Origin of the sequence: Mangrovibacterium lignilyticum, from assembly GCF_010882175.1 — a bacterium.
Lineage (GTDB): Bacteria > Bacteroidota > Bacteroidia > Bacteroidales > Prolixibacteraceae > Mangrovibacterium > Mangrovibacterium lignilyticum.
Genome location: NZ_WKLH01000001.1, coordinates 1,012,551 through 1,037,649 on the forward strand (window position 1 = coordinate 1,012,551; position 25,099 = coordinate 1,037,649).

The 25,099-nt window shown below is 42.7% G+C and carries 19 protein-coding genes; 6 read left to right on the forward strand and 13 right to left on the reverse strand.

What is annotated here, in order from left to right:
* Window positions 1–45: 45 nt before the first annotated feature.
* From GJV22_RS04165 to sucC, 5 genes are all read right to left on the reverse strand, one after another.
* Window positions 46–1,146: a PAS domain-containing sensor histidine kinase gene (locus GJV22_RS04165; RefSeq protein WP_163709102.1), complete on the reverse strand. Its 1,101-nt coding sequence runs from the start codon at window positions 1,144–1,146 to the stop codon at window positions 46–48.
* 433 nt (window positions 1,147–1,579) lie between these two features.
* Window positions 1,580–2,593, reverse strand: coding sequence for a mechanosensitive ion channel family protein (locus GJV22_RS04170; protein WP_205461744.1), 1,014 nt, complete (start codon window positions 2,591–2,593; stop codon window positions 1,580–1,582).
* Window positions 2,594–2,596: 3 nt separating this feature from the next.
* Window positions 2,597–5,425 carry an ATP-binding protein gene (locus tag GJV22_RS04175; RefSeq protein ID WP_163709105.1) on the reverse strand — a complete coding sequence of 943 codons (2,829 nt, stop codon included), beginning with the start codon at window positions 5,423–5,425 and terminating at the stop codon, window positions 2,597–2,599.
* A gap of 201 nt (window positions 5,426–5,626) precedes the next feature.
* The gene (sucD, locus tag GJV22_RS04180; RefSeq protein WP_163709107.1) at window positions 5,627–6,508 is read right to left on the reverse strand and encodes a succinate--CoA ligase subunit alpha; all 882 of its coding nucleotides are present in this window, start codon (window positions 6,506–6,508) and stop codon (window positions 5,627–5,629) included.
* A 33-nt stretch (window positions 6,509–6,541) separates the two neighbouring features.
* Complete coding sequence (gene sucC / locus GJV22_RS04185; RefSeq protein WP_163709109.1) at window positions 6,542–7,675, reverse strand: ADP-forming succinate--CoA ligase subunit beta; 1,134 nt, start codon at window positions 7,673–7,675, stop codon at window positions 6,542–6,544.
* A 274-nt stretch (window positions 7,676–7,949) separates the two neighbouring features.
* Between sucC and GJV22_RS04190 the strand changes: the two genes are divergently transcribed.
* The 3 genes from GJV22_RS04190 to GJV22_RS04200 all read left to right on the forward strand — a co-directional run bounded on the left by GJV22_RS04190 (window position 7,950) and on the right by GJV22_RS04200 (window position 11,323).
* Complete coding sequence (locus GJV22_RS04190; protein WP_163709111.1) at window positions 7,950–8,561, forward strand: SIS domain-containing protein; 612 nt, start codon at window positions 7,950–7,952, stop codon at window positions 8,559–8,561.
* A 126-nt stretch (window positions 8,562–8,687) separates the two neighbouring features.
* Window positions 8,688–9,230, forward strand: a complete 543-nt coding sequence (locus tag GJV22_RS04195) for an isochorismatase family protein (protein WP_163709114.1) — start codon at window positions 8,688–8,690, stop codon at window positions 9,228–9,230.
* A gap of 128 nt (window positions 9,231–9,358) precedes the next feature.
* Window positions 9,359–11,323, forward strand: a complete 1,965-nt coding sequence (locus tag GJV22_RS04200; protein ID WP_163709116.1) for a sensor histidine kinase — start codon at window positions 9,359–9,361, stop codon at window positions 11,321–11,323.
* A 15-nt stretch (window positions 11,324–11,338) separates the two neighbouring features.
* Here the strand turns inward: GJV22_RS04200 and GJV22_RS04205 are convergent, their stop codons facing one another.
* The 8 genes from GJV22_RS04205 to purN form a co-directional block, all read right to left on the reverse strand.
* Window positions 11,339–13,909 carry a T9SS type A sorting domain-containing protein gene (locus GJV22_RS04205; protein ID WP_163709120.1) on the reverse strand — a complete coding sequence of 857 codons (2,571 nt, stop codon included), beginning with the start codon at window positions 13,907–13,909 and terminating at the stop codon, window positions 11,339–11,341.
* A gap of 285 nt (window positions 13,910–14,194) precedes the next feature.
* Complete coding sequence (locus GJV22_RS04210) at window positions 14,195–14,860, reverse strand: transaldolase family protein (RefSeq protein WP_163709122.1); 666 nt, start codon at window positions 14,858–14,860, stop codon at window positions 14,195–14,197.
* A gap of 74 nt (window positions 14,861–14,934) precedes the next feature.
* Entirely contained in the window at window positions 14,935–16,206 is a 1,272-nt protein-coding gene (locus tag GJV22_RS04215) for a zinc-binding dehydrogenase (RefSeq protein WP_163709125.1), read from the reverse strand.
* A gap of 89 nt (window positions 16,207–16,295) precedes the next feature.
* Complete coding sequence (locus tag GJV22_RS04220; protein WP_163709129.1) at window positions 16,296–18,263, reverse strand: SDR family NAD(P)-dependent oxidoreductase; 1,968 nt, start codon at window positions 18,261–18,263, stop codon at window positions 16,296–16,298.
* Window positions 18,264–18,351: 88 nt separating this feature from the next.
* The gene (locus GJV22_RS04225; RefSeq protein WP_205461745.1) at window positions 18,352–19,581 is read right to left on the reverse strand and encodes a hypothetical protein; all 1,230 of its coding nucleotides are present in this window, start codon (window positions 19,579–19,581) and stop codon (window positions 18,352–18,354) included.
* 143 nt (window positions 19,582–19,724) lie between these two features.
* Window positions 19,725–20,747, reverse strand: a complete 1,023-nt coding sequence (locus GJV22_RS04230) for an adenosine deaminase (RefSeq protein WP_163709132.1) — start codon at window positions 20,745–20,747, stop codon at window positions 19,725–19,727.
* A 574-nt stretch (window positions 20,748–21,321) separates the two neighbouring features.
* Entirely contained in the window at window positions 21,322–21,852 is a 531-nt protein-coding gene (locus GJV22_RS04235) for a hypothetical protein (protein ID WP_163709135.1), read from the reverse strand.
* Window positions 21,853–21,910: 58 nt separating this feature from the next.
* The gene (purN, locus tag GJV22_RS04240) at window positions 21,911–22,492 is read right to left on the reverse strand and encodes a phosphoribosylglycinamide formyltransferase (protein ID WP_163709138.1); all 582 of its coding nucleotides are present in this window, start codon (window positions 22,490–22,492) and stop codon (window positions 21,911–21,913) included.
* 188 nt (window positions 22,493–22,680) lie between these two features.
* On the opposite strand from purN, the gene GJV22_RS04245 reads away from it, so the two are divergent.
* The 3 genes from GJV22_RS04245 to rnc are packed head-to-tail and all read left to right on the forward strand — an operon-like array spanning window position 22,681 to window position 24,929.
* Entirely contained in the window at window positions 22,681–22,917 is a 237-nt protein-coding gene (locus GJV22_RS04245; protein ID WP_163709141.1) for an acyl carrier protein, read from the forward strand.
* Between the two features lie 19 nt (window positions 22,918–22,936).
* Window positions 22,937–24,178 (forward strand): beta-ketoacyl-ACP synthase II, encoded by a 1,242-nt coding sequence (gene fabF, locus GJV22_RS04250; RefSeq protein ID WP_163709144.1) that lies wholly within the window; start codon window positions 22,937–22,939, stop codon window positions 24,176–24,178.
* 4 nt (window positions 24,179–24,182) lie between these two features.
* Window positions 24,183–24,929 carry a ribonuclease III gene (rnc, locus tag GJV22_RS04255; protein WP_163709152.1) on the forward strand — a complete coding sequence of 249 codons (747 nt, stop codon included), beginning with the start codon at window positions 24,183–24,185 and terminating at the stop codon, window positions 24,927–24,929.
* The last annotated feature ends 170 nt before the right edge of the window (window positions 24,930–25,099 follow it).

Consider the following 25,099-nt stretch of genomic DNA (forward strand, 5'->3'; position numbering starts at 1 on the left):
GCAACAGCGCTCCCGCCCTGAAATCCACACTTTGTAGCTTGGATTTCAATTTCGACGAGCCGGAATACGAACAAAAAATTTACTGCCGATTCCGACCTCACTTTCAACCCCAATAGATCCGCCCTGCCTTTCCGCAAGCATTTTACAGATAACCAAACCCAAGCCATTTCCTATTTCCCGCGATGTACCTTCCGTGGGTTTGTTATGTATATTTTTGAATAAAGTAGCCAATTTACCTTTCGCAATACCTTTCCCTGTATCCTTAACTGATATTACTATTTCACCATCATGTTCGGTAGCACCAATGGTTACTTTTCCATCGACGCTGGTAAATTTCAGAGCATTAGTCAATAGATTACGAATGATTACCCGAAGCATGTTTGCATCAGTATAAGCCTGTACATCATCATCAATGGCATTCGTAATTTCAATATTCTTATTTTCGGCAATAGGTTCTAAAATGTCAACTGTTTTTTGGCAAATATCTTTTAGGTTAAAGAATTCAGGCTCATAACTCATGGTGCCGGAATTCGAACGAGACCATGTTAAAATTTCCTGCAACAGGTTAAATGCTTTTGTTGAAGCGTTATGTACAATATCTAATTGCTTCCTGATCGCAGCCCTGTCTAAGTTATCGAAATCAGCGGAAAGCACTCCCAAATACCCTAAGATAGTATTAAAAGGGCTTACTAAATCGTGTGCTAAAATGGTAATAAAATGATCTTTATCTTCATTTAATTCGCTTAATTCATTGGCATAATCCAACAATTGCAATTCATATTTCTTACGTTCCGATATATCGCGGTAAATGGACTGATAGGTACCATCCGGCATCATTTTCGTGCGCATTTCAATGGTAATTTTAGTCCCGTCAGACCGCAGTAGTTCCCGCTCGCTAACCACCAATTGGCCTTTACGCAGTAAATCGAACCGGAAAGGGGTTTGCTCAACACTTGTTTTTGCAAAAGGGATATCCGCAATAAACCGCCCGATCAATTCTTCTTTCTTCCTTCCGATCATGGTGCAAAAGGTTGAATTCGCTTCAATTACAATCCCGTCATTCGCCCCAATTAAAATCCCGTCAGTTGCCAATTCAATCAGGTTTCGAAATTTCTCTTCGTCAATACTTAAACGCTTACCATCCATCCCATTGCTAATTTTACGAAGGGATAAATTTACATATTTTGTGTGGAAAAGACTCGTATTGAAGACTGGTTTTGCAAATCTCTGCCCCCTACATTCAGTTCGAGTCATCGTAACCTGCTTTTGCCAGAATATAGGTGGGTACAGAGGCTCTAACCTGCTTTTTTATCGTTCTAACCCGAGGTACAGCCTCGCTAACCCACTTTTTTAAGGCGCCAACCTACTTTTTTATGTTACCAGCCAAGGTTGGAAGGCCGCTAACCTGGGGGATGGAGTCACTAACCTACTTTTTTGAGTTCCCAACTTAGGTTAGAGAGCCTCGAACCTGCCTTTTTGCCTCACCACCCCGGGGAAAGAAGACGCTAACCCGCTTTTTTATCACTCTCCCCCTAGACAAAGTGGCTCTTCAACCTAAAGTGAAGTAGAAAAGTCAATATCAGATCGAGATCTCCGGATCTATCAGCCCGGCTTTGAGCAGGTCGCTGATCACGATTTCGGTCATTTCACTTTTAAACAGGAACTCGTAACGGATGTCCATCACGTAAGCCTTCAGCCGCATTTTATAGCAAAGCTTATCGTGCTTTATTTCGTTGAAAAACAACACGGCTATTGGCTTAGCCAAGTAAATAAACCGGGAAGTCTGAGCCGCTTCAGTCGCAACTTTCCTCACCTTATCGGTATCGATGGTAATGGGCAGGTAAATTTCGGCAACAACCTGACAGTTCGATTCACCGGAGTTTGAGTTTGAAATCGGCTGATTGAGTAGTTCTCCGTTCGGCAGAGTGACTAATGAGTCGTCGGCTGTTTGGATACGGGTCGACCGAAGCGACATGTCCAGCACTTCGCCATATACACTCCCAACCTCAATCTTGTCGCCTACTTTAAACGGGCGATCAATCAGGATCACAAAACCACCAAAAATATTCTTCAACAAATCCTGCGCTGCGAAACCAACAGCGACACCGATCGATGCGCCGAAAGCAATCAGAGAACCGAGCGGAGGATTGAAGATGCCGCGGATAACGATGTAGCTGACAATAATCCAGCTGACAATTTTCACCACCGGCAAAATGGCTTTCCCCTTAATGCGGCGTTCTGCATTTTTTTCAGACCATGCCTCAATACTTCGCGAGATAAACCGAATGATAAAATAGGCTACCAGAAAGAAAACACCGGCCCAAAACAGTTTGGCAAACGAGAAGATCTTTTTCAGTTCAACAGACGGAATACTTTTTATGGTTTTATCCACCGCATCGTCAGCCGACATTAGGGTGTCCGAGGCTGCCTCCAGCGAATTGTTACCGGCTCCACTGACCGAAGAAACCACCATATTAATGGTATCAGGTAGCTGTATAACTTGCTGTTCAGTGCTATCTGCACCCGACACAGGTAAAATCAGGATCACAAGCCCGATCAAACATCCTATTATTTTGAAAATCAGGTTCTGCATGGTTTAATAAATAAAGTTCAACGACTTCAACTGACTCACTAAAACACGGTATACTAACGGATTTACAACGTACAGCTCATCCTGCTTATTCAAAAGTCCGTCGTCGGTCAATACCATCAACATCCGAAAGCTATCTTCAGCCGGGCAGCGGAAGATCCGACTGTGCTGCTCCAGCCCCAGGCCACCATGAATCAGGATGCTATGCAAGGTGGTTATTTCACGAGTTTTCAGCGAGTTCAGAAAGCTAAAGTTGAGTCGTTTGGATTGAATGGAGATTTCACCGTCTTCAACTTTGCGGATGGCGCGCAGCCAATAAATAAATGCCAAACTCAGGTTTGCCTGCGCGTATTTCCAGAGCTCGTCAAAAAAGATGTTTTTCAGATGAAGCTGTTTTTCTTCATCACTCATTTTTTGATAGTTGCGTTTGGGAGTAAAGTTCTCCGGCTCCATAAAACTCAATGAAAAACCACTCACCTGATGACGCTTCAATATGGCTTCGCGCAATTGCTCTGCAGTCATCGGACTAAATTCAATAACATGGGCAAAATACCCGGCGATACCGTTTGTATAATTCAGCAACGCCCAACTATACTGGTAGCAAGTGGTTAGCCAAAAAATCTTATTATTGGTCTGACTGATCAGTTTAAACAGGAGAAACAGATTTCCAAAATCGCCACTGCTCCGCAAAAACAACTTGTGAATGTTCTCCAAGATAATCATTCGTGTTTCCTCCGTCTCCTGGATCACTGCAATCAGGTCGTCAACCGTTTTGATCGATTCTGCAGGGTACAATTTGCTGAACAGTTTGAGAAAACCTTCATGCTCAATTGTAATTCCACTGATCTCCAATCGCTTAACAGGAACTTCTTTTTCAATCGATTTCCCGAAGAAATTCAAAAGAGTCGTTGTTCCGCTCCCCTGCTCACCGACAATACAAGCCGGAGAAAACCGACCTGCCCTCCAATTCTCAAAGGCTTCATTCAGCTTCGTTATTTCTGTTCGCCGAGCCAGGTAAAAGCGTTCTTCTTTTAGCGGAACATTCTCAAACAGCTTTTGGTACATCAACGGTAGCCGCGCTATGGCGTGCCTTGTTTCGGAAAGGTAGTTCGACAATTCGGCGGTAATCGGCTCCGTTTCATACGAAATACCCAGCAAATTCCGCAGGTTGAAATACCGATTGTATAAGGCAAAATAAAGTTCCTTCAGCTTCCTGAAATATTGGCGCGATAACTTGCTGCTTGTTTTCAGGAAATCACGGAGCTGTGCTTTCCGGTGTTCAATAAACTCGCGACGCTGATTAATCTTTTCGGACTGATGCAGTCGATGAGGTTCGAAATATTGTAAAACCCGTTCGGCAAAGGTCAGGCTCAAACGCGCAAAGGACTCTTGTGTCAACTCAACCATAGCTGACAAGAAGCTCAAATTTTCATCCGCCTTTTTAACGGTTCTTTTCAGTCCCTCAACAAGCTCACCTGCCGCATTCTCATCCTTTTTTTGTGAGAAATAAAAATCGACACTGTAATTTGCAGAATATTGAATTTCCTCCAGGCTGGTTGTCAGTTTCTGCACAATGCCCATAAATTTCTTGCGATCCGCCACAAAATCTCCTTTGAGTGGCTCCAACACGCTCCCTTGCAGCAACTCCCTGGTTTCTACCCGCCGAAACGACTTGCGTGTAATTGGCTTACCATCAAAAACAGGTGCAGCAAACTGGTAACCTACCGGCCCATTGGCAATAGCTTGCTCAAGTTCTTGTACCGGTCGTTCGAATAGGTTATTCAATTTGGACTGAAAGACTAACTGTACGAGCTCCGGCATCCGCTGTTTCACAAAGGCTTTAATTTCGAGCACCTTTTTGCGGTCGGTCCACTCGCTGAGGTCCCTCCCGGCAAAAACTGAAAGTTCTTTCTTTAACGCAATAAATGCAGGTTTCAAGGTTTCATTAACCTGCTCGAACAAAATTGATCCCTGGTTGACTGACTGTTCCTCCAAACTGAAAATTAAACTTCGATTTTGCAGTTTCAGGCGCCAATGTTCAGCCAATGCAAAACAAACAAACTGCTGGTTCCGCAGCAGACGGTCCAGTCGGTTGACTGCTCGTTGCCGATGTTTGGCGATTACTTTTGCAGTCAGCTTGCTTTTGGGAAGCTCAAATGTCCCCGCTTTCTCCCTAAGCGAAAGAAACAGCGCATTCAGCTCTTCTTCTTTGCTGGTAAAAAATTCATCAATACTCTGTCTGTCATTTGCCAGATCTTCTTTCAGCTGAAGAACCGTTTCGTCAAAATCGACTAATTCGGCATTCAGCAACTGATACTCCTCTAATTCCCGATCGAGTACATAAAACTGTCGATACCGAATTTCCTGGTTTTGGAGCAACTGGTCATAAAACGACAGGAAGTCCTCACCAAAGCGCGTTATAAATACCAGTTCAGCCAGAGCCGCTTCCGGGATATCATGTTTCCAAAACTCTTTTTCTTTATTTTCTTTACGAAAAATATTCCCCAGTCCTGTCAAAGCCCAGCCTGTCTTCAACAAAAACCGTTTACACAACTTTCGGTACCGGACTGCAACAGAATCTCCCTCCAACGAATAAAACCGATCTAAACTTTGTGACTCTGTGATTTCTTCCTGGTATTGGCTCAACTTCTGCCGGAGATCCTGAAGCTCATCATTCTGCTCCAGAAATGTGACGCAATCCATGGTGGTCAAGTGCTGGTTTAACAGCGCCAACAAGTCGGCTGAATAAGCAGCATATTCAACAGACTTCTTTTCGGCAACCTTGGATTTTGAAAAAACGTTGATTAATTCATCCTCCAAATCAAAATCCGCCAACAGTCTGCTTTTTATCGCTGTGTATTTATCAAGGGATGTGTGGTTCATATTCTTCGCTAACCAATAAATTTATCAAGCAAGATAAACTAAAGATAAAGCAAAACGATCAATTCTTAAATCTTTTAAAGCTTACAGACAGGCAGAAACAAGAAATCCTGCAAAAATTGCAGGATTTCGATATCATTTGAGGCGTGGCTTTCTTTATGCTGAAGCTTCGGCCATTTTTTCCTTTAACAAGCCCGGAATTTCTGATGGCTCTTTCGCCACCGGAACTCCGGCTTTATTGAACGCTTTAATTTTGTCCTCGGCTGTTCCTGAGCCGGCAGAAATGATGGCACCAGCGTGGCCCATTCGTTTTCCGGGAGGAGCAGTTTGACCAGCAATAAACGACACAACCGGCTTGGTCACATGTTTGGCGATGTATTCGGCAGCTTGCTCTTCGGCATCACCACCAATCTCACCGATCAGAACAATGGCTTCCGTCTCGGGGTCGTTTTCGTACATCTCCAGCAAATCGATGTAGTACAATCCGGCAACAGGGTCACCGCCAATACCAACAACCGTACTCTGGCCCATATCATTTTGAGTCAACATATTTACGACCTCGTAAGTCAAGGTGCCACTACGCGACATCAAGCCAATATTTCCCTTTTTGAAGATCATTGCCGGTGAAATTCCAATCAATGCTTCATCAGGAGTAATTAAGCCCGGACAGTTTGGCCCGATCAACTTGGTATCGTTCCTTTTAATTATTGGAGTAACACGGATCATATCCAAAATTGGCACACCTTCGGAAATACAAATAACCAGGTCTACTCCTGCATATGACGCTTCCAAAATAGCATCAGCTGCAAAAGGTGCGGGAACAAAAATAATTGATGCATTGGCACCTGTTGCCTGAACAGCTTCTTCAACTGTATCGAAAACAGGAATACCATCGACCGTTGTGCCGCCTTTTCCCGGCGATGTGCCAGCTACAACATTTGTTCCGTATGCTTTCATTCGGCCGGCGTGAAACTGGCCATCGCGTCCGGTGATTCCCTGAACCACCAGTTTTGTATCTTTATTAACGAGTATACTCATTGTAATTCTCTTTTTTTGATTTCGGTTTTGCCACTACTTTTTACTTAACTCAATTGCTTTTTGAGCAGCTTCGCTCATGGTAGTTACCGTTGGTAAGCCGGTTTCTTTCAAAATAGCTAACCCTTCAGCCGCATTGGTACCGGAGAGGCGCACCACAATCGGTATTTTAGGTTTAATGATATCGAGGGCCGTAATCAAGCCGCGAGCAACATCATCGCAACGCGTGATTCCACCAAAGATATTGATCATCATAGCCTCCACATTTTTATCCGAAAGCAAGATATTCATGGCATCTACCACTTTCTGCGGATTCGAGCTACCACCGATATCCAGGAAGTTCGCGGGGTTTCCGCCGTACAATTTGATCATATCCATCGTAGCCATGGCAAGTCCGGCGCCATTCACCATACAACCGATGTTTCCATCCAGTTTGATGTAGGAAAGACCTTTCTCTTTGGCATCAATTTCCTTTTGTTCATCTTCATCGACTTCGCGAATGGCCAACAATTCAGGTTGACGGTACAGCGCATTATCATCGAAATTCATTTTACCATCGATGGCCAGAACCTCGTTATCCGGCGTCAATACCAATGGGTTAATTTCAGCCAATGTGGAGTCCGTGTCCAGGTAAATCTGGTATAACTTCTGGAAAATATCGGCAGCTTTACGGGCAAGCTTGACATCTTTAAACAACTTCATGGCAATATTACGCGCCTGGAAGTCCAGTAGCCCGGTCAGTGGATCGATGTTGAATTTGTATATCAACTCGGGATTGGTTTTGGCAACTTCCTCGATTTCGACACCCCCTTCGGCACTCACCATCAGGGTGACTGACTTGGAATTTCTGTCGCTAATCAACCCAACATAGTACTCTTTCTCTATGTCGGCTGCATCGGCAACAAGCACTTTTTCAACGGTGAAGCCTTTAATATCCATTCCCAGGATTTGTTCGGCTGCTTTTACGGCTTCGTCTTTTGTTTTTGCCAGCTTTACACCGCCGGCTTTACCACGTCCGCCAACTAAAACCTGGGCTTTTACAACCACCAGGTGATCAATACTTGCCATTGCATCTTTTACTTCCTCTACCGAGTGGCAAAGAACAGAACTCGGAACAGGAATGCCATACTTGCTGAAGATTTCTCTGGCTTGGTACTCGTGTATGTTCATAGTTTGAAATAATTAATTTTTAAAGGTCAGTATCCTTAATTGCTAAAATTATCAAAATGTTGGTTTAATTAACAGAAACAAAATCAGCTTTTGCCCTATTTTAAAACATATCAACACGTATGCACCCGAATTGTTTGGTCATTTTTTTCAATTCCTCCATTTCGTTTTTAATACATGATACATTCTCTTTTCCTAGCTGTTACAAGGCTGATTTTAGTCCTTGTAATCCCTGAATTTTGAGTTAGCTTTGCAGCAGTTTCAAATAACTTAAACCATGATCAACGAAGTATCTAAATTAATTAAACACGAGGCCGAAGCCATTCAAAACATTCCGATCAGTGATCAATATGAAAAAGCTATTAACCTGATCGAAAAGCACGTACACCAGTTAAACGGGAAATTGGTTGCAAGTGGAATGGGCAAGGCCGGACAAATTGCATTAAATATTGCGACAACGTTTAGTTCAACCGGAACACCGGCCGTTTTTTTGCATCCGAGCGATGCGCAACACGGTGATCTGGGGGTCATTCAACCCAACGATGTTTTACTGCTCATCTCAAACTCAGGCAAAACCCGTGAGATTCTCGAATTGGTTGATTTGGCTGATAATCTATATCCCAATTTACCAATCATCGTAATCACCGGAAATCCGGATGGCGAACTCTGTAAAATGGCCGATGCAACCTTATTTACCGGCAACCCATCTGAAGTTTGTACGCTTGGATTAACACCGAGCACTTCAACCACGACTATGACAGTAATCGGTGATGTCTTGGTCGTTTTAATGATGAAAAAAATCGGGTTTACAAATGCGGATTATGCCAAACGCCACCACGGTGGATATTTGGGTGATAAATCGCGTCGTCAGGCCCGAAGCAACTCGTAACCGGAAATTATCGCTCAACTGAATTGGGCAACATGTTAAGAGAACATAAATCCCCTCAGGTTTTCGAATTAAGTCCGATAGAAACCAAAATATTGGGGTATTTTTGCAAAAAACAATACAGAAATCATGCGCATAAACAAAGAAAACACCATCGGGTTGGTTGTTGACATTCAGGAACGTTTGTTGCCTGCAATGGAAGGACAAGAAGCCTTATTGAATAACTGTCAGATTTTGATCAATGGTTTGCAGGAACTGGGATTACCAATTCTGGCTACTCAACAATACAGTAAAGGTTTGGGTGAAACAGTAGAGCCAATCAAAAGCATCATCAAAGATTTCAAAGCGATCGAAAAAAAAGACTTCAGTTGCTGCGACGAAGCAGTTTTCGCTGCTGAACTCGAAAAACTTCAAGCTAAAAATGTGATCATTTGCGGTATCGAAAGTCATGTTTGTGTGCTTCAAACAGCCCTTGACCTGAAAGAAGCCGGGTTGAACCCTATTGTCGTGATGGATTGCGTTTCATCTCGTGATTACGACAATATTGATTTAGCTGCCGAACGTTTCCGTTTTGAAGGAATCATGATGACTTCCTACGAATCAATCCTGTTCGAACTGACACGTAGCGCTTCTGCTCCGGAGTTCAAGGCCATTTCGAAGTTAGTTAAATAACTTCCCGATCAAATCTTCGACTTGAGAAGATAACGTTAATAATAATTGAAAAAGTTGACCGTCGTAACTATCAGTTTCGGTCAACTTTTTCTATTTTTATCCCCCCGAAATCAGTTCTACTGCAGTACATGAGCGTCAAGACAAACAAGCCACAACTTAAAAATTTCCGTCCAACAATCTATGCGTTGTTGTTTTTCATTGTTCTGTTGGCTATTTCATTTTATTACATCTCCTACCGTCGTGGTTTGTGGGAGAAAGATGTTCGATCCAATCTGTTGGAAGTCTTGATTGGTAAAAAATCGAAGCTTGAAAAAGCCCTTTCATCCCGGATCTACTACACCAAAGGAATTGCAGCGTTCGTTTCCATTCATCCAGAAATAACCAACGACGAATTTTACGATTTAGCCAAGCAATTGACAAGGAATGACTCTGTTATTTCAACCATGTCGATTTCTCGCGACGGCATTATTAATGCCATTTATCCGTTAAAAGGGCACGAAGCGGCTCTTGGCCTCAACCTGATGGAACACCCGAAACGCCGGGAAATTGTTGAAAAAACCATCAAAACCCGAAAGACATTTGTTGCCGGCCCTGTCGAATTGGTGGAGGGTGGCATTGCTTTTATCAGCTACACACCCATTTTTTACAAGAATAAGCAGGGAGAACAAAAGTTTTGGGGAATGACCGATATTGTGATCAACAAAGACGGGCTGTTGAATGATGCAGAACTCGCCCCAAACGAGAATAACTTTGAATTTGCTCTAAAAGGTACCGATGGCAACGGACAACAAGGCGAAGCCTTTTGGGGCGATGCAACTGTATTCAATCGAAACCCGGTCGTTATAACCATCAACCTCCCCGACGGTAGCTGGGTTTTGGCAGCGACTCCGCATAAAGGATGGACACATTTCTTCAACCAGGATAAGACCTTGGATTATGTGTTGCTTTTCAGCTCCATTATCATCAGTATCCTGTTTTGGCTTTTGCTAAAAACACAACTAAAGGTAAGCGCCAATGAAAAGGAACTGAAAGCCATCTTTAACTCGATGCACAACCTGATCGTTGAGTTTAGCGACAAAGGCGAATATGTGAACATCCCACCGACGAACAAACAACTTCTCTACCGGCAGGAAAGCGAACTGATTGGGAAAACCGTCTTCGAGGTATTTGACCGGGATATGGCTGATTTTTTCATGAATGCCTTCAATCGGTGTTTAAAAACCAAGAAATTGGTTGAACTGGAATACCCGCTCGAAATAGGCGGTGTTATGCGTTGGTTCTCCGCCCGTATTTCCTATAAGTCTGCCCATCGGGTCATCTTAAATGCCTACGACACGACAGACCGGAAAAAAAACGAGGAACACATGCGCGAATCGGAACAAAAAATGAAAGAGCTGAATGATGTCAAAGATAAGTTCTTCTCGATCATTGCGCACGATTTACGGAGCCCGGTTGGAAGTTTTAAGATGCTGACCGGCATCATGCTTAACGATTTCGGAACGGCAGAGCCGGAAAAAACAAAGCGTATGCTGTCTTCCATCCACCTGGCCAGTTCAAACTTATACGATTTGCTGGAAAACCTCCTGAGTTGGTCGCATACTCAGCGCGACTCGATAGTTATTAATAAGCAGGAACACCGACTCTTTGATTTGTGTGACGAAGCGATCGATTCGCAGATGATTCATTCGGAAATGAAACGCACCCAAATCAAGAATGAAATAGCGGAAGATTGCCTCATTTATTGCGACCAATACGTTACACTAACAGTGATTCGCAACTTGCTTTCCAACGCCATAAAATTCACGCCTGAGAAAGGAGAGATAACAATTAGTAATACGCTGATTGAGAACGAAGGTACAAGCTACCAGAAAGTGTCGGTAAAAGATTCAGGGGTTGGTATTCCCGAAGATCGTCTGGAATCCATTTTCGACTTTAAATTGAACGAAACGACGACTGGCACAAACAACGAATCAGGCAGCGGACTGGGCTTGATGCTCTGTAACGAGTTTATTGAAAAACAAGGTGGGTACATGAAAATTGACACAATCGAGAACACGGGCACGACAGTTTCATTCTCGCTACCACTCCAATAATCTTTTCGCTACAAACTATTTAACCAGGATAAGTTTCTTCGACATGATCGCTCCGTTTATGATCGCCCGAAAATAATAGACCCCCGAAGGATTGTTACTTAAATCAAAATCGATCATATTTTCCTGTTGATTAAAACTACCGACTCCGGAGTATATCAGCTGCCCTGTTTGGCTGTAAACCGACAATTCAGCATCTCCGTCTGAAACGCTGGCAACTGTGAGATGATACAGGCCACTTGACGGATTTGGATAAACTTCGACTGAATTGGTCAACAGATTCAAATCCAGGTCACCTTCGGCACCATCAACCCCATCGACCTGCAACCAGTATTTGCCTCCCGGAATCACTTCTGAATTTAAAATAGTGGCATTGGTTGTACTTTTCAGCCCGTAATCTGCGGCCGCAACCAACGTGTAGGTAGCCTTGCTTCCCGACAGTAAATAATTTGCTGTGGCAGCCCGGTAAATTGCGATCTGCGAACTGAAGCCTTCTGCCTCAATCGTGATCGCACCACTTGACGGCCCGGTGAATGTAAACCAAATAGAATTGTCCAGCACCTCATTTGAACTTGGCGGACACCAGTTATTCACAACCGTACACCCATTCGTTTCCGGCTCCGCTTCATTATCCTGAACGGTTCCACATTCATTGGAATAGCTTCCATTGTACCCCAACTTCAGTGGCAAAGCCTGTGCTACATTATCATTTTCAGGAACAATCACGTGGAGCAAAATACTATCCGCAACAGCACACGATCCTTGCGTTCCGGTCACTTTCACATAAGTATCAAAAGATCCTCCCTGCTTACCTTCATCATTCAAGCTGAGTGTTAAAATATTTTCTGAAACCGATTGGTCGAAATTTGCGGCAGCTGTCAGTTCAAAATTAAATCCGGGAGCTCCTTCAGCTACAAACTGGTAATTATCGAGTTCCCAACCGCACATTGTCATTTCATCCGCCAGCTCAGTAAAAAGCACCGGTAACTGTGCATAAACAGCGATCAAATTGCTTTTAACTAAAACGTCGCTGCCATTTTCATTGGCAACAGTAAGCTGAACGGTGTAAACACCTTCTGTTAAAAACTGAACTTCGGGATTTTGTGACGAAACCGATGTTCCGTTGACAAAACTGAAACTAGCCGGACTAATTTCCCAGCTCCAACTTTCCGGTTCGTATTTTGATTCATCATTGAGTGTGATCGCCTCATCCAAACACATAATAGTAACTTCCGGACTAAATGCAGCCACCGGTTTACTGTAGCCTTCCAAACCATCCATTTGAGTGATGCCTGTATCATCCGGATCAAGCCAATGTTTGAGCTGTCTGTTTGTTTCAGACCGGTAATCCCACGAAAGAGAGAATTTCCCGAAAAGCGAGGAATTTTCATCTCCTCCATGCAGCTGACCTTTGATTCGCTTATTTTCGTCGAACAAGGGCCCACCCGAAGAGCCGCCCTCATCAATTCCAACATCGTAAGTCACTTCCCAATGCGAGTTGACCTGTGAAACGGTCCCATCATCCCAACGCACAGAATAATCGACACTCGTTGGTGCACCATAATCTAAAGCAATGCATTTCGCAGTTCCTTGCGGATGATGAATACAGGTTCCCGTTTCCGGCTGATCACCACTGGCATCCCATCCCGCAAAATAAGGTTGATATTCCCTTGGAGGATATTCATCCAACTGGAGCAAGGTAAAATCAGAATAGCTATTAGATGCCAATAAACTGGCTCCCGACAATGATTGACTCAGTGTCCCGTCGGAAGCTTCACAAGTGGAGTTTTCGTAGTTGAAATAAGCGATCAGTGTGGCGGCCTCCGTCGACGAGCTGATACAGTGATTCGCTGTCAAAAAATAAGCAGAACCATCCTCCAGGGTATTATTCACCAAGGCACCACTGCAGTAATAACTATACTGCGAATCATTAAACGTAATCATGCATACTGCCCGCTTCTCATTTTGCCAATCATCCCCTTCCGGACAATTAATCTGGATCCGTTCATTGGTATTGGCTTCAAAACTCTGATAAGCTTTGACAACTGCCCCCAGAATTACCCCTCCCTCAAAGACTGGCAGAATTGGCTCATTGTATTCAATGATCAGAGTATTCCCCTGCAAATCAGCTAAGGTCAGTCCGCCATTATCTTTCTTGTTTGCCCAAGTAAATGCCCCTCGAACGATTTGCCGATCAGGCGTGTAAATGTATAATGCTGCCCCTTGTGGAATATCATAAGTGCTAAAAAACAAGCCAAGGGAAAGTGCATCTTCACAACTCAATTCATATTGCCAGATATTCTGATCGCCATATTGTGAATAAACGCCTGCTTCTTTGATATTGAGTTCCAGGTTTTCAAGTACACCATAACGGTTTTGGACGCCTTCTGCTTTATCTAAAGCGATACGCTCCTCCTTGTTTACCGGGTTTAGTTCCCTTTGAGGCAGAACATTGGCTGACTTTAAATTGATACTGAATGAGGCCGGTAAACTGCCATCAGCAATTTGAGCGAGCACTGATCCATGGACCAGAAAAACCGCCAAAAAAGAAAAAGCACAAAACGCTTTCTTTAAGTATATTATTCTCACTCTCAAATGTTTATTTAACAATCCCGTCATGATTTAACCGTTCATAAAGCTCTTTTCAATTTAGCGCACTAATTTGAAAATCGAGAATTAAACAGAAAAATAGATCAGATAAATGCATTCAGTAGGAAATTATCGATTTTTTATAGAAACAATTAAAATGCTGAATAGATTAATCGGATCATTAACTTTCTAGTAATCCAGTCAACAATCGCCCTACCCTAAATTTCGCTTATAAAAAAAGGGCCCAAAGGCCCTTTCTGCTGTTGTCTTAGCATATTTCAAATCCTAAAATGAAATATCATATAAATCTTTACCGTCTTCAAGGAATGTTTTCACACTAATATCAGTCATCGGGTGCCTGATTAATTGCATCAGCAAATCCGGACTAACAGTCGCAGAATGTGAACCATTCATACTTACGCGATGAATCTGGTCAACCGTTTTAAAACTCGCGGCCAACACTTTACAGGGTAAATCAAAATCATTCATGTTTTTTGCAATATCACGAACCACTTCAATTCCATGCGATGAAATATTATCCAGTCGACTCACATAAGGAGCTACAAAATCAGCACCGGCTTTTGCTGCAACCAAAGCTTGCTGCTGCGTAAAAATAGCAGTCGCAGTCACATTGATTCCTGCATCTTTCAAAATTGCCATCGCTTTGTAACCTTGTGGCGTCACCGGAATTTTCGCATAAAAATTATCACCTGCATCAAAATAATTCTTGTAAGTCTTCGCTTCGCGGACAATGTCCTCTGCTGTTTCACTCATCACCTGCACGTGCATCATCCCGTGACCAACTATTTTCATAATATTATCGACCGCAACCGATAACTTTTCACCCGCCATTTTTAAAATTGTCGGGTTTGTAGTCACTCCTTCCAACGGAAAAAAATCGTAAAGTTGTTTCAAGGCTGCTATATCAGCCGTGTCTGCCATGTAAATCATATTCTTAATTGTTTTCAGTCATTACAAAATGCCGACAGCTAAAATAAAGCCTTTAAAAACATTCAAATTCGCCATTAAATGTCCTTCGCGTTCGCTAATAAAAACTCTTCTGCTTCGACCGACCAAAGTTCGTTATTTCGTTCGCAAATATCATGAAGCCCTGCGAATAAAGGATCAGATTTACCTTTTTCTTTAAATTCGGAGATGGCTGTCAATGGAATATCCTTGTGCGTATAGATTAACTTTTTACCACCCGGGATTTCCGGCAAATGCAAAGTTGTATCAATAACCGCATTTAAGCCCCCAATATGAGTCACTAATCCAGCCGGATCCAATCCTTTGTTGAACATCTCCAGCGACTCAACCATATCGTCATTGTTTCCGCCAGATGTTCCAACAATATGTGTTGAAGCATAATGCACATTGTAGAAGTTCATTTTAGCGGTGAAGTCGGTATTGCCTGGTCCAGCAAAGAAGTTCAAACATCCATCGTTCGACAAGATCGCATCGCCTTGCTCAATAACCGGAGGAACAGGTGCAAAAACAAACACATCGTTATAACCTTCACCACCCGTCAGGTCGCGCAATTTGCCGACAGGGTCCGCTCCGCTCGTGTTCAAATAAATCAACTCAATACCATTCGATTTTGCCCACTCAGGTGAATAGATTGAAGCTGCCCGATCCAAACGTGCCTGATCAATATCAGTCACCACCATCAGCGATGGCTTTTTGTCTTCGCGCATAATCACATAGTTGATCGCTGCCAAGCCCATGGGTCCAACACCCGCGAGGATCGCCATTTTACCGCCATCAATAATTTCCATTTGGTGAACGTACGAACCCGGCTTAGTGTGGTAGTTGGCATGCATGGCACCAATCACACAGCTAAGTGGCTCCGCCAACGAAGCCGGATAATAGCCCGGACCTTCATAAGCCAACAAACAGTCCTGCACCAACACATCTTTAGGAATAATGACGTAAGTCGCATCCCCTCCAATATGCTCATACGAATAGCCGGGTGCACTCAATACGCCAACCGGGCCGTCTTCGTAATAAATTGCCGGCTGGATCGAAAACTTCTGCCCGGCCTTAAATTTGTGTTGCCAGTTAGCACCAATTTCAACTAACTCGCCGGCAAACTCGTGACCAATCAGAATTGGCTTTTCAGCCACATCATTGGGAATACGTTTGTGATCGCTCCCCTGCGATGCCGCTTTATACGACGACATACAAATACTATCGGATACCACTTTCGCCAAAATCTCATCATCACTGATTTTCGGAAGTTCAAACTCTTCCAGTCGCAAGTCTTTCTTGCCGTATAGTCGAATACCTTTTGTTTTCATTTTATGTGATTCGTTATTTTAATATTTACGTTTTGTCATCCTGAATTTATCTCAGAATCTGTAAAGAGAGACTCCCCCTCAAATAATCTTTAATTCAGCATATTTTGCCCGCCTGTTACCGGAACGGCTTGTCCTGTTTCATATTCCTGTTCGATGACATAGAAAATGGCCCGCATCACATCGATTGGTGTACAGCCACGTCCCGCCGGAACCTGCGCTTCATAAAATGCTTTTACATCGTCGATGGTTTTCGCTCCGGGCACTTTACCTGCATTCAAATATTGAACAAACAATCCCCGCTCAGGATCAGCCCAAAGTGGCCCATCAAAGAAATTTCCGGGACAAATTGAATTTACTTTAATCCGGAAAGGCATCAATTCCAAGGCAAATGACTGAGTCAGACCGATGCCTCCAAATTTACCACCTGCGTATGCAAAGTTTTTATTACTTCCTTTCAAACCTGACTTCGAGTTAATTTGAATGATATCCGCAAAGTGATTGCGTTTGAATTTATTCTGTAGCTTCATCACAGCCGCCGCATATTTTGAGCAAATGAAGTAGGCCGAATAATTCACTTTTGTCATCAACTCAAAAGTTTCCGGAGTCATCTCATCCAGACCTCCTGCCCGCAATATTCCGGCATTGCTGATGAAAGTATCCAAGCCTCCAAAATTCACAACCGTTTCGTAAACCAGGTTTTCCACCGATTCAGCTTTTGAGACGTCAGCCAGCACAAACAGAGCTTTGTTTTTCCGATTGCCGGTATTCAACTGAGCGGCGAATTCCTGTCCTTTTTCGGCATTCAGGTCGGCAATCACCACATTGGCCCCGTGCTTCATCAACTCTTCAACAATTCCGGCACCAAAGCCTTGAGCCCCCCCGGTTACCACAATAATTTTGCGGTCAACACGACCAGCAGTTGCTCCAAGTGATATTTTCGAGCGGTATTGCTCAACCTCCCAATTTTCGATAAACTGAATCTGAACTGCTGTCATGGGATGTTCACCACCAAACGATCCCGCCAGCTTTGCAATCCGGCAACTGTCCGTTACCACATCGTATAAAATATCAGCCCCTTGCGCATGATCAGCAATCAGCAACATACCGAGTCCGGGTGAAAAAATCACCTTTGGCAGCTTGCCTTTTTCCGTCTCATAAGCAGTTATCTTAACTTGAATGTCATCCAGAAAACCGGCAACATCGTCTTTAAATTCAGCATAAATAAAAGCTGAATTGGCATAAACGATACCATCGGGAGTGAATGGATTGGCAACTGATTTATAATTATTGGCATCCAGGTAAAAGTCCAACAAACTGTTGTTTGCCAACCGAACAGATTTAAGCCCTTCCGAAGAAACCATCATACGGATAGCCGGTACAATTTGAGCTGCTTCTGCAGCTACCGGCAGCTCTTCAACCAGTGCTTCTTCGCCATAAACAGCGTCCAGTTTACCAATTATTTCGTCGTAGATAGATTTGATTTCAGCAATACTATCTGCCCCAACAAACACGCCGTGGTTTTGGAGTAAAATGACGGCAGGTTCTTTCCCTTTCTCCTCGCGATACTTTAGAACAGCCTTTTCAACCACTTTGAATAGAATGTATCCAGGGTCGTCGTAGCCGATGTACAGCACATCATCTCCAAACAGCTCCGCTGTTTTTTCAGCAGCCTGGTTGCTACACATTAAACCATTTACTTTGGTTGAATGGGTGTGTACAATAAAGGCAAAATCAATTAAGTTATGCAGCGACGTTTCAACAGAAGGACGCTGCCCTTTTTCGGGTTCAACCCGACTTTTCATCAGGTCGTTCTTGATCTCTTCCTCCCGAAACAAAACATCGCCTGAATATTCTTTTGTGTTAATTACAGCGAGTTGATTTCGATCCAATTTTGCGAATCCCTCCTCGCTAATTGTTGCCAGACTGAACCCACTGGCTTTGATCCACAAATGATCACTGTTTTTATATGATGTGTTCCCGCCACCGGCCAGCACATAATCTTTTTGCTTTCCGTAAAATTGCGAGATTTCGATTAAGTCTTTTATTCCCTGTTCCATAGTTTGAAAAATTCGAGCTTACAAAATCCAGTACTCAACATGGCAACATGGTTTCCTGAATTCGATTCGTTTGATTTTAGTAGATTTATTAAGCTATAAAATGTTTGATAACGGCATTCCCCAAAGCTACAAACTCAGCTCGTTTGTCAACCCTGGCTTCTCCCGACTTTTTGAGATAACCGCGTTTACCTTTGGAAACCAAATACTGATGAGCAGCAATAACGCAGGCTCCATCGTAACCCACTTTTTTCATCGCAGGACTTAACTCAGCTCCAGCTCCATCATAAACAGTAATTGGATCCAACTGCGGCGTATTATGCTCGGTACCGAACGTGATTACAAAGCCTCGTTCATTGAAGAAATTCACGAACTCTTCGAGAATCTCCGGTTTATTACGGCCAGGAATCAACTCCAACATATAGACTTTTTTGGCTACCAACTGCTCGTACAGTTTTTCGTAATCGCCTTCAAAATCGGTAAATTCTCCTTTGGGATTATCCAGCAACACAGGATAACAGGGGATTCCGCCGGCCTGAATAATTAACTCGATAACCTGGTTGAGACTGAGAAATGCTTTGTCATCCTCCGGCACGAAAGCCCGACCTCCTGCTTTCAGCAAATTACCGCGAATTTCATTTTCAAGACCTGCAAAATCAGTCATCGCTGATTTGGGTTCTTTCCCGGAAAACAACTTGACAAAAAAAGCTTTTTGATTGGCTTCGTCCGGGAAGGCTTCAACCACGGCTTCCCGCAATGCTTTAGCAATATGTCGCTCGCGTAACAGGTTTTTCGCATATTTTGCCATCATCTCTTCAAATGAGAATGCAATATCAACACCCAGTTCCTTTAAAAAACTGTTGAGTTTATCGATCATCTGAGCGGTCTGCCGATTACTCTCGTCCTGCACCTGGAACAAACGGTCAACCATCGCAGCATTTAAATGGACAGGAAATTGTAATCCTTTCCCACTAAAATAAGTACGTCCGGGGTTGTTTGGATCGTTCACCCGAACCCCTTTAGCCTGCAAATCTTTTTGCAAGGACATGAATTCGATATTAAACAAGGGGAAGACCAGCGAACCTTTCGCTAATGCACTAAATTCTTCATATCCGTCCGTGGTGTAAAAGTCGTTTATCCCCAGCACCTTTACATTTTCATGGTGAGCCATATCAAAAGGCTGCCTGATTTCGGTAAAAGCGCTGAAAGAATATGGCGTGTGAAAATGCCCGTTTACCTGCAGGATTTTCTGATCGTAATCATCCACCGAAGCCATCATCTGTTCCGGTTTGGGAAATTTAGAAAATACAGAAATAGCCATAAATTAGATTTCATTTTTTGGTTTGTAATACAAAATAAAAAAAACTAACCCGGATGGCTATCCTTTGGTGTCCTGCTATAGAATTATAAAATAAAAAGGGCGCCTTCTGTCGAAGACGCCCTTTTCAAAAAAATTCCCATAATCTATACAAATGACGCACAGTAGTGCTCAATCGAATTCAAATATTTTTCTTTTTCAGCCGCTGTCAGAAAACTCCCATCAATGGAGTTCTTTGCCAATTGAGCCAATTCGTCCTGGCCTAGCATCAGCGCTTTCGACACAGCTTCGTAATTTTCGTTCACATATCCACCAAAATAAGCAGGGTCATCCGAGTTGACAGTTACCAAAAGGCCTTTATGAAGCATTTTTTTCAGGGGATGACATTCCAAATTCTCAACTACTTTCAATGCTTTGTTCGACAAGGGGCATATGGTTAGTGGAATCCTTTTTGCATTTAAAACCTCAAGAAGATGTTCGTCATTTACAGACGCGTTTCCATGGTCAATGCGATCCACTTTCAAGGTATCGATAGCCTCGCGGACATAATCCGAGGTTCCTTCTTCACCGGCATGAGCCACCAATTTAAACCCTTCCGCTTGTGCTTTCGAAAAGACGTTTGCGAATTTAGAAGGCGGGTTGCCGCGTTCCGATGAATCGAGTCCGACCCCTGCAATTTGCTCTTTAAAAGGTAAAGCATCGTCCAACGTACGGAAAGCAGAAAGCTCGACCAAATGACGCAAGAAGCACATGATCAACTTACTCGTTACACCCAATTGCTTTTCACCATCCTGAAGCGCCCTACAAATACCGTTAATTACTGTAGCAAAATCAATTCCGCGGGCTGTGTGCGTTTGTGGATCGAAAAAGATTTCAGCATGAACAATCCCCTGTGCTTTTGCTTTTTGCAAATAAGCCCAAGTCAGATCATAGAAATCCTGTTCGGTTTGCAGCACATTGGCACCTTCGTAATAAATATCCAAAAAATCCTGTAGGTTATTGAATGAATAAGCCTCTTTCAAAGCTTCAACAGTGGGGTATTTTAGCTTAATATGATTACGCTTAGCAAGTTCGAATAACAATTCTGGCTCCAGTGTTCCTTCAATATGCACATGCAATTCGGCCTTGGGCAAGCCCTTAATAAACTCAGCTAATTTCGGATTGGACATAAATTATAAATTTTTGACAAAGTTGACTATTCTTTTGCATTAAAAACGAAGACAAAAGTCAGGGAATGACTATTGTGGGGAATCAAACAATATTATCAGGTAAAGGTTCAGGCCATTGGAGGCAAAAACGACAAATCTACATGATAATGTTTATCCGGGAAGACCGGATCGATCCAAACCGGGACCTGCTTTTCCGAAAGAAAAGTTAAAGGATCAAAAAACAGGGGAACACTTTTAAACAGATAAATCACTTTATCCATGGGATTCAGCCGCTCGCAAATAATAACAAAGCCGTTGCCTCTTTCCCTTTGAGAATGTCAACTCACCCCTGTTCTATACGAACGACTGTTGCGGAAGCAGCTACCGAATGACTAATAAACTCAAGCCGCTTTTTAGTAAGAATTACTCGCCGCGACAACGCCGCCAAACCCGAAACAAGCAGAACGACATGTTTCAACACCCCTGATTCTTTCATAATATCAACTCACTCTTAGCAAACACTACAATTCAGCGAGTAAGTTGATATGATATACTTGATCGGACGAATGTTTTAACCGTGATTTAGCTTAGCAAGCTACTTCGATTGTCCTCTAAAATAGTCTTCTTTTTCAGCAAACAATACATTAAACGTAGTGAGGCTGCCATAAGCCCTGGTAATGTATTGTTGTAACTGCACTTTATCTTCATCATCCAACTTCGGATGACTGTTAATATTCTGTTCCAGCACACGAAGTCGGTCACGCAGCATCACAATTTTATGAAAGAAGGTCTCCATGGGTATTTCTTTCGACTGCAATTCCGGATTCGCAGGTTTCATGTCCAGTGTCCCCCCCTTCCATTTATCTGCAATCGACACGGCATAATTCAAGCCCTGGTATTTATCCAACACATAAGTTAATGCTTTCTCAACCTCTTCTAAAGATAAGCCTGTCCGTGGTTTCTCGTCCGGCGAACTGACGATTTCAATATCGGCATTGTACTTGGTCAATTCCATTTTGCCGCTACGTTCGAAGAATATCTCATAAATTGTCAGGTGAGAACGACTTACTATACCCTCACCGTAAACCGGATGTTTCACACGGGTGCCAACTGCTAGATCTTCCATAAATTTGCTCGATTAGTTTAGGAACTTATATATATAGTACATAGGGAACGATCAAAAACTAAAAATCACTTTCATCGTCTTCCTTCAGCAAAACCTCCTCAATTACCCTCGGGTAATGTTCATATTCAAGCTGATGAATTCGCTCAGCAAGGCTTTCCGGAGTATCTGTCGCCACCACAGGACACTTGGATTGAAAAATAATACTTCCCGAATCATAGCGTTCATTTACGTAATGAATGGTAATTCCGCTTTCCTTCTCTTTGTTTTTTATTACTGCTTCGTGGACGTACCTACCGTACATGCCTTTTCCTCCGTATTTCGGTAGAAGTGCCGGGTGTATATTAATAGTCGTAAACTCGCCGGTCAGATTTACCGGCATCAACCACAAGAAACCGGCCAATACAATCATGTCAATCTTGCGATCGCTTAAGGTTTCCAGAACCTCAATACTCCGGTAGAGATCATCCTTATCGAAGGTGAAAGTCTCCACATCTAACTTCTCTGCACGAATAAGGGCATAAGCATCTTCATTGTTTGACCACAGCGAATCAACGAAGATGTCTCTGCTACTCTTAAAATACTCAATAATGTTTTCTGCATTAGTGCCTGAACCTGAAGCAAAAATGGCGATTCTTTTCATAAAAAAATTCGTTATAATGTATTTTTTGAACTTTAGACTAACCTGTTCAATTATAGCTTGGTCAATTCAAAACAAGCCAGCCAAATCAACGATTTATTTCAATTTTTCTTTGAAATATTTTGGGTAAATTTATTACTTTGCACCGATTTTTTAAAAACAAAATTGAATATTAACTTAAAATTAGAACTATGTCTGACATTGCATCTAAAGTAAAGGCAATTATTGTCGACAAATTAGGAGTTGACGAAAGCGAAGTAACCGTTGAAGCTTCTTTCACAAATGACCTTGGCGCAGATTCTTTGGATACTGTAGAATTGATCATGGAATTTGAAAAAGAATTTGATTTGGCTATCCCAGACGATCAAGCTGAAAAGATTTCAACTGTAGGGGAAGCTATCGCTCATATCGAGGCTAATAAAAAGTAATAAATCAGAACAAAATTTTATGGAATTTAAACGGGTAGTTATTACCGGACTTGGAACCGTTAACCCGCTTGGTAATTCTGTACAGGAATATTGGGAAGGGCTTAAAAATGGAGTTAGTGGAGCCGCTCGCATTACTCGTATGGACAGCGATCTTCACAAAACTCAATTTGCATGTGAGTTAAAAAACTTTGATCCAACAGTTTATGTTGAGAAAAAAGAGGTTCGTAAACACGACCCATATACACTCTATGCATTTGCATCATCACAACAAGCGATCGACGATTCCGGATTAGATCTGGAAACATTGGACAAAGACCGTGCTGGTGTAATTTGGGGAGCCGGAATTGGTGGTTTGCAAACTTTTTACGAAGAAGTTAGAGCTTACGACCTTTCACGTCCTAAATTTAATCCTTACTTTATTCCTAAAATGATTGCGAACATAGCTGGTGGATTATTATCTATCCGCTATGGCTTTCGCGGTCCGAACTTCACGACTGTATCAGCTTGTGCTTCGGCATCTCACGCTATGATTGAGGCGTTCAATTATATTCGTATGGGAAAAGCAGATTTATTTATTACAGGAGGTTCGGAAGCAGCAATCAACGAAGCTGGTTTATGTGGTTTCAATTCTATGCGTGCACTTTCAACACGTAATGATGATCCGGCAACTGCATCTCGTCCTTTCGACAAGGACCGCGATGGGTTTGTTATGGGTGAGGGTTCAGCTGCTCTGATTTTTGAAGAGTACGAACACGCCAAAGCCCGAGGAGCAAAAATTTACGCTGAATTTGTAGGCGGGGGGATGTCAGCAGACGCCTACCATATGACTGCCCCTGATCCAGAAGGGAAAGGTGCTTCACTGGTCATGAAATGGGCCTTGGAAGATGCCGGTATAAAAGCTGAAGATATTGATTATATCAATGTTCACGGTACCTCTACTCCTCTGGGAGACATTGCTGAGCCAAAAGCAATTCAAGCATGTTTTGGCGATCATGCCTATAAGTTAAGCATCAGTTCCACAAAATCAATGACAGGTCACCTTTTAGGTGCAGCTGGTGCTATCGAAGGCATCGCATCAATCCTGGCATTGCAAAATGGAATTATTCCTCCAACCATTAACCATTTCACCGACGATCCTGAAATTGATCCTAAACTCGATTTCACGTTCAACGTGGCAAAAGAACGTCAAATTAAGTACGCTCTTAGCAACACATTCGGATTTGGAGGTCATAATGCTTCAGTAATTTTTAAGAAATACTGATAACGTGATACGATCATTCGTACAAAAAATAAAACTCTTTTCAACACCACGAAAAGAGTTTTATTTGTTTTTAAAATCGTTGTTTGGTTATTCTCCCAGCAACATCGACTTATACGAAACAGCGCTGATTCACAAGTCGGCTTCAAAACTGGATTCGCAACGAAATCTGGTTAATAATGAACGACTTGAATATTTAGGCGATGCTATCTTAGGATCTGTTATTGCCGAATTTTTATACAACCGCTTTCCAAATCAAGACGAAGGCTTCCTCACTCAAATGAGGTCAAAACTCGTCAACAGAAGCTTTCTAACCGAGCTCACTTACCAAATCGGACTCAACAATTACATCAAGTCGAACACCAATTCGACAATAGAAAACAGTCATATTTACGGCGATGCATTCGAAGCACTAATTGGAGCGCTTTACCTTGACAAAGGCTATGAACGCACAAGAGAGTTTATTACGAAAAAGTTACTGGCGAATTACGTCAACCTGAAAGAAGTTCAGCACACCAACAGGAACTTTAAGAGCCAGTTGATAGAGTGGAGTCAGAAGAATAAAAAGGAAATTAATTTCGAAACGACGGAACATCTCGCCGGTGACAACCGGAATCCTAGTTTTATAACAGTCATTACAACTGACGAGGAGCCCATTGGGCAGGGAGAAGGAAGTTCGAAGAAAGAATCGCAACAAAATGCTTCGCGGAAAGCTATTGAGCATTTGAAAACTATCGACCCGGACTCATTCTGAGAAAAAATGAAGTAGGAATGAAAAATTTGCGGGGTCCCCTGACCCCGCAAAACCAAAACCTAAATTCACCTTGTTAAAACTCAGTTAAACCCCAAATTGTAAAAAGAAAATTGTCTTTTGCTTTCTACACTTCAAAGATAGATATTCAGATTGGTCGTACATGTAAACAA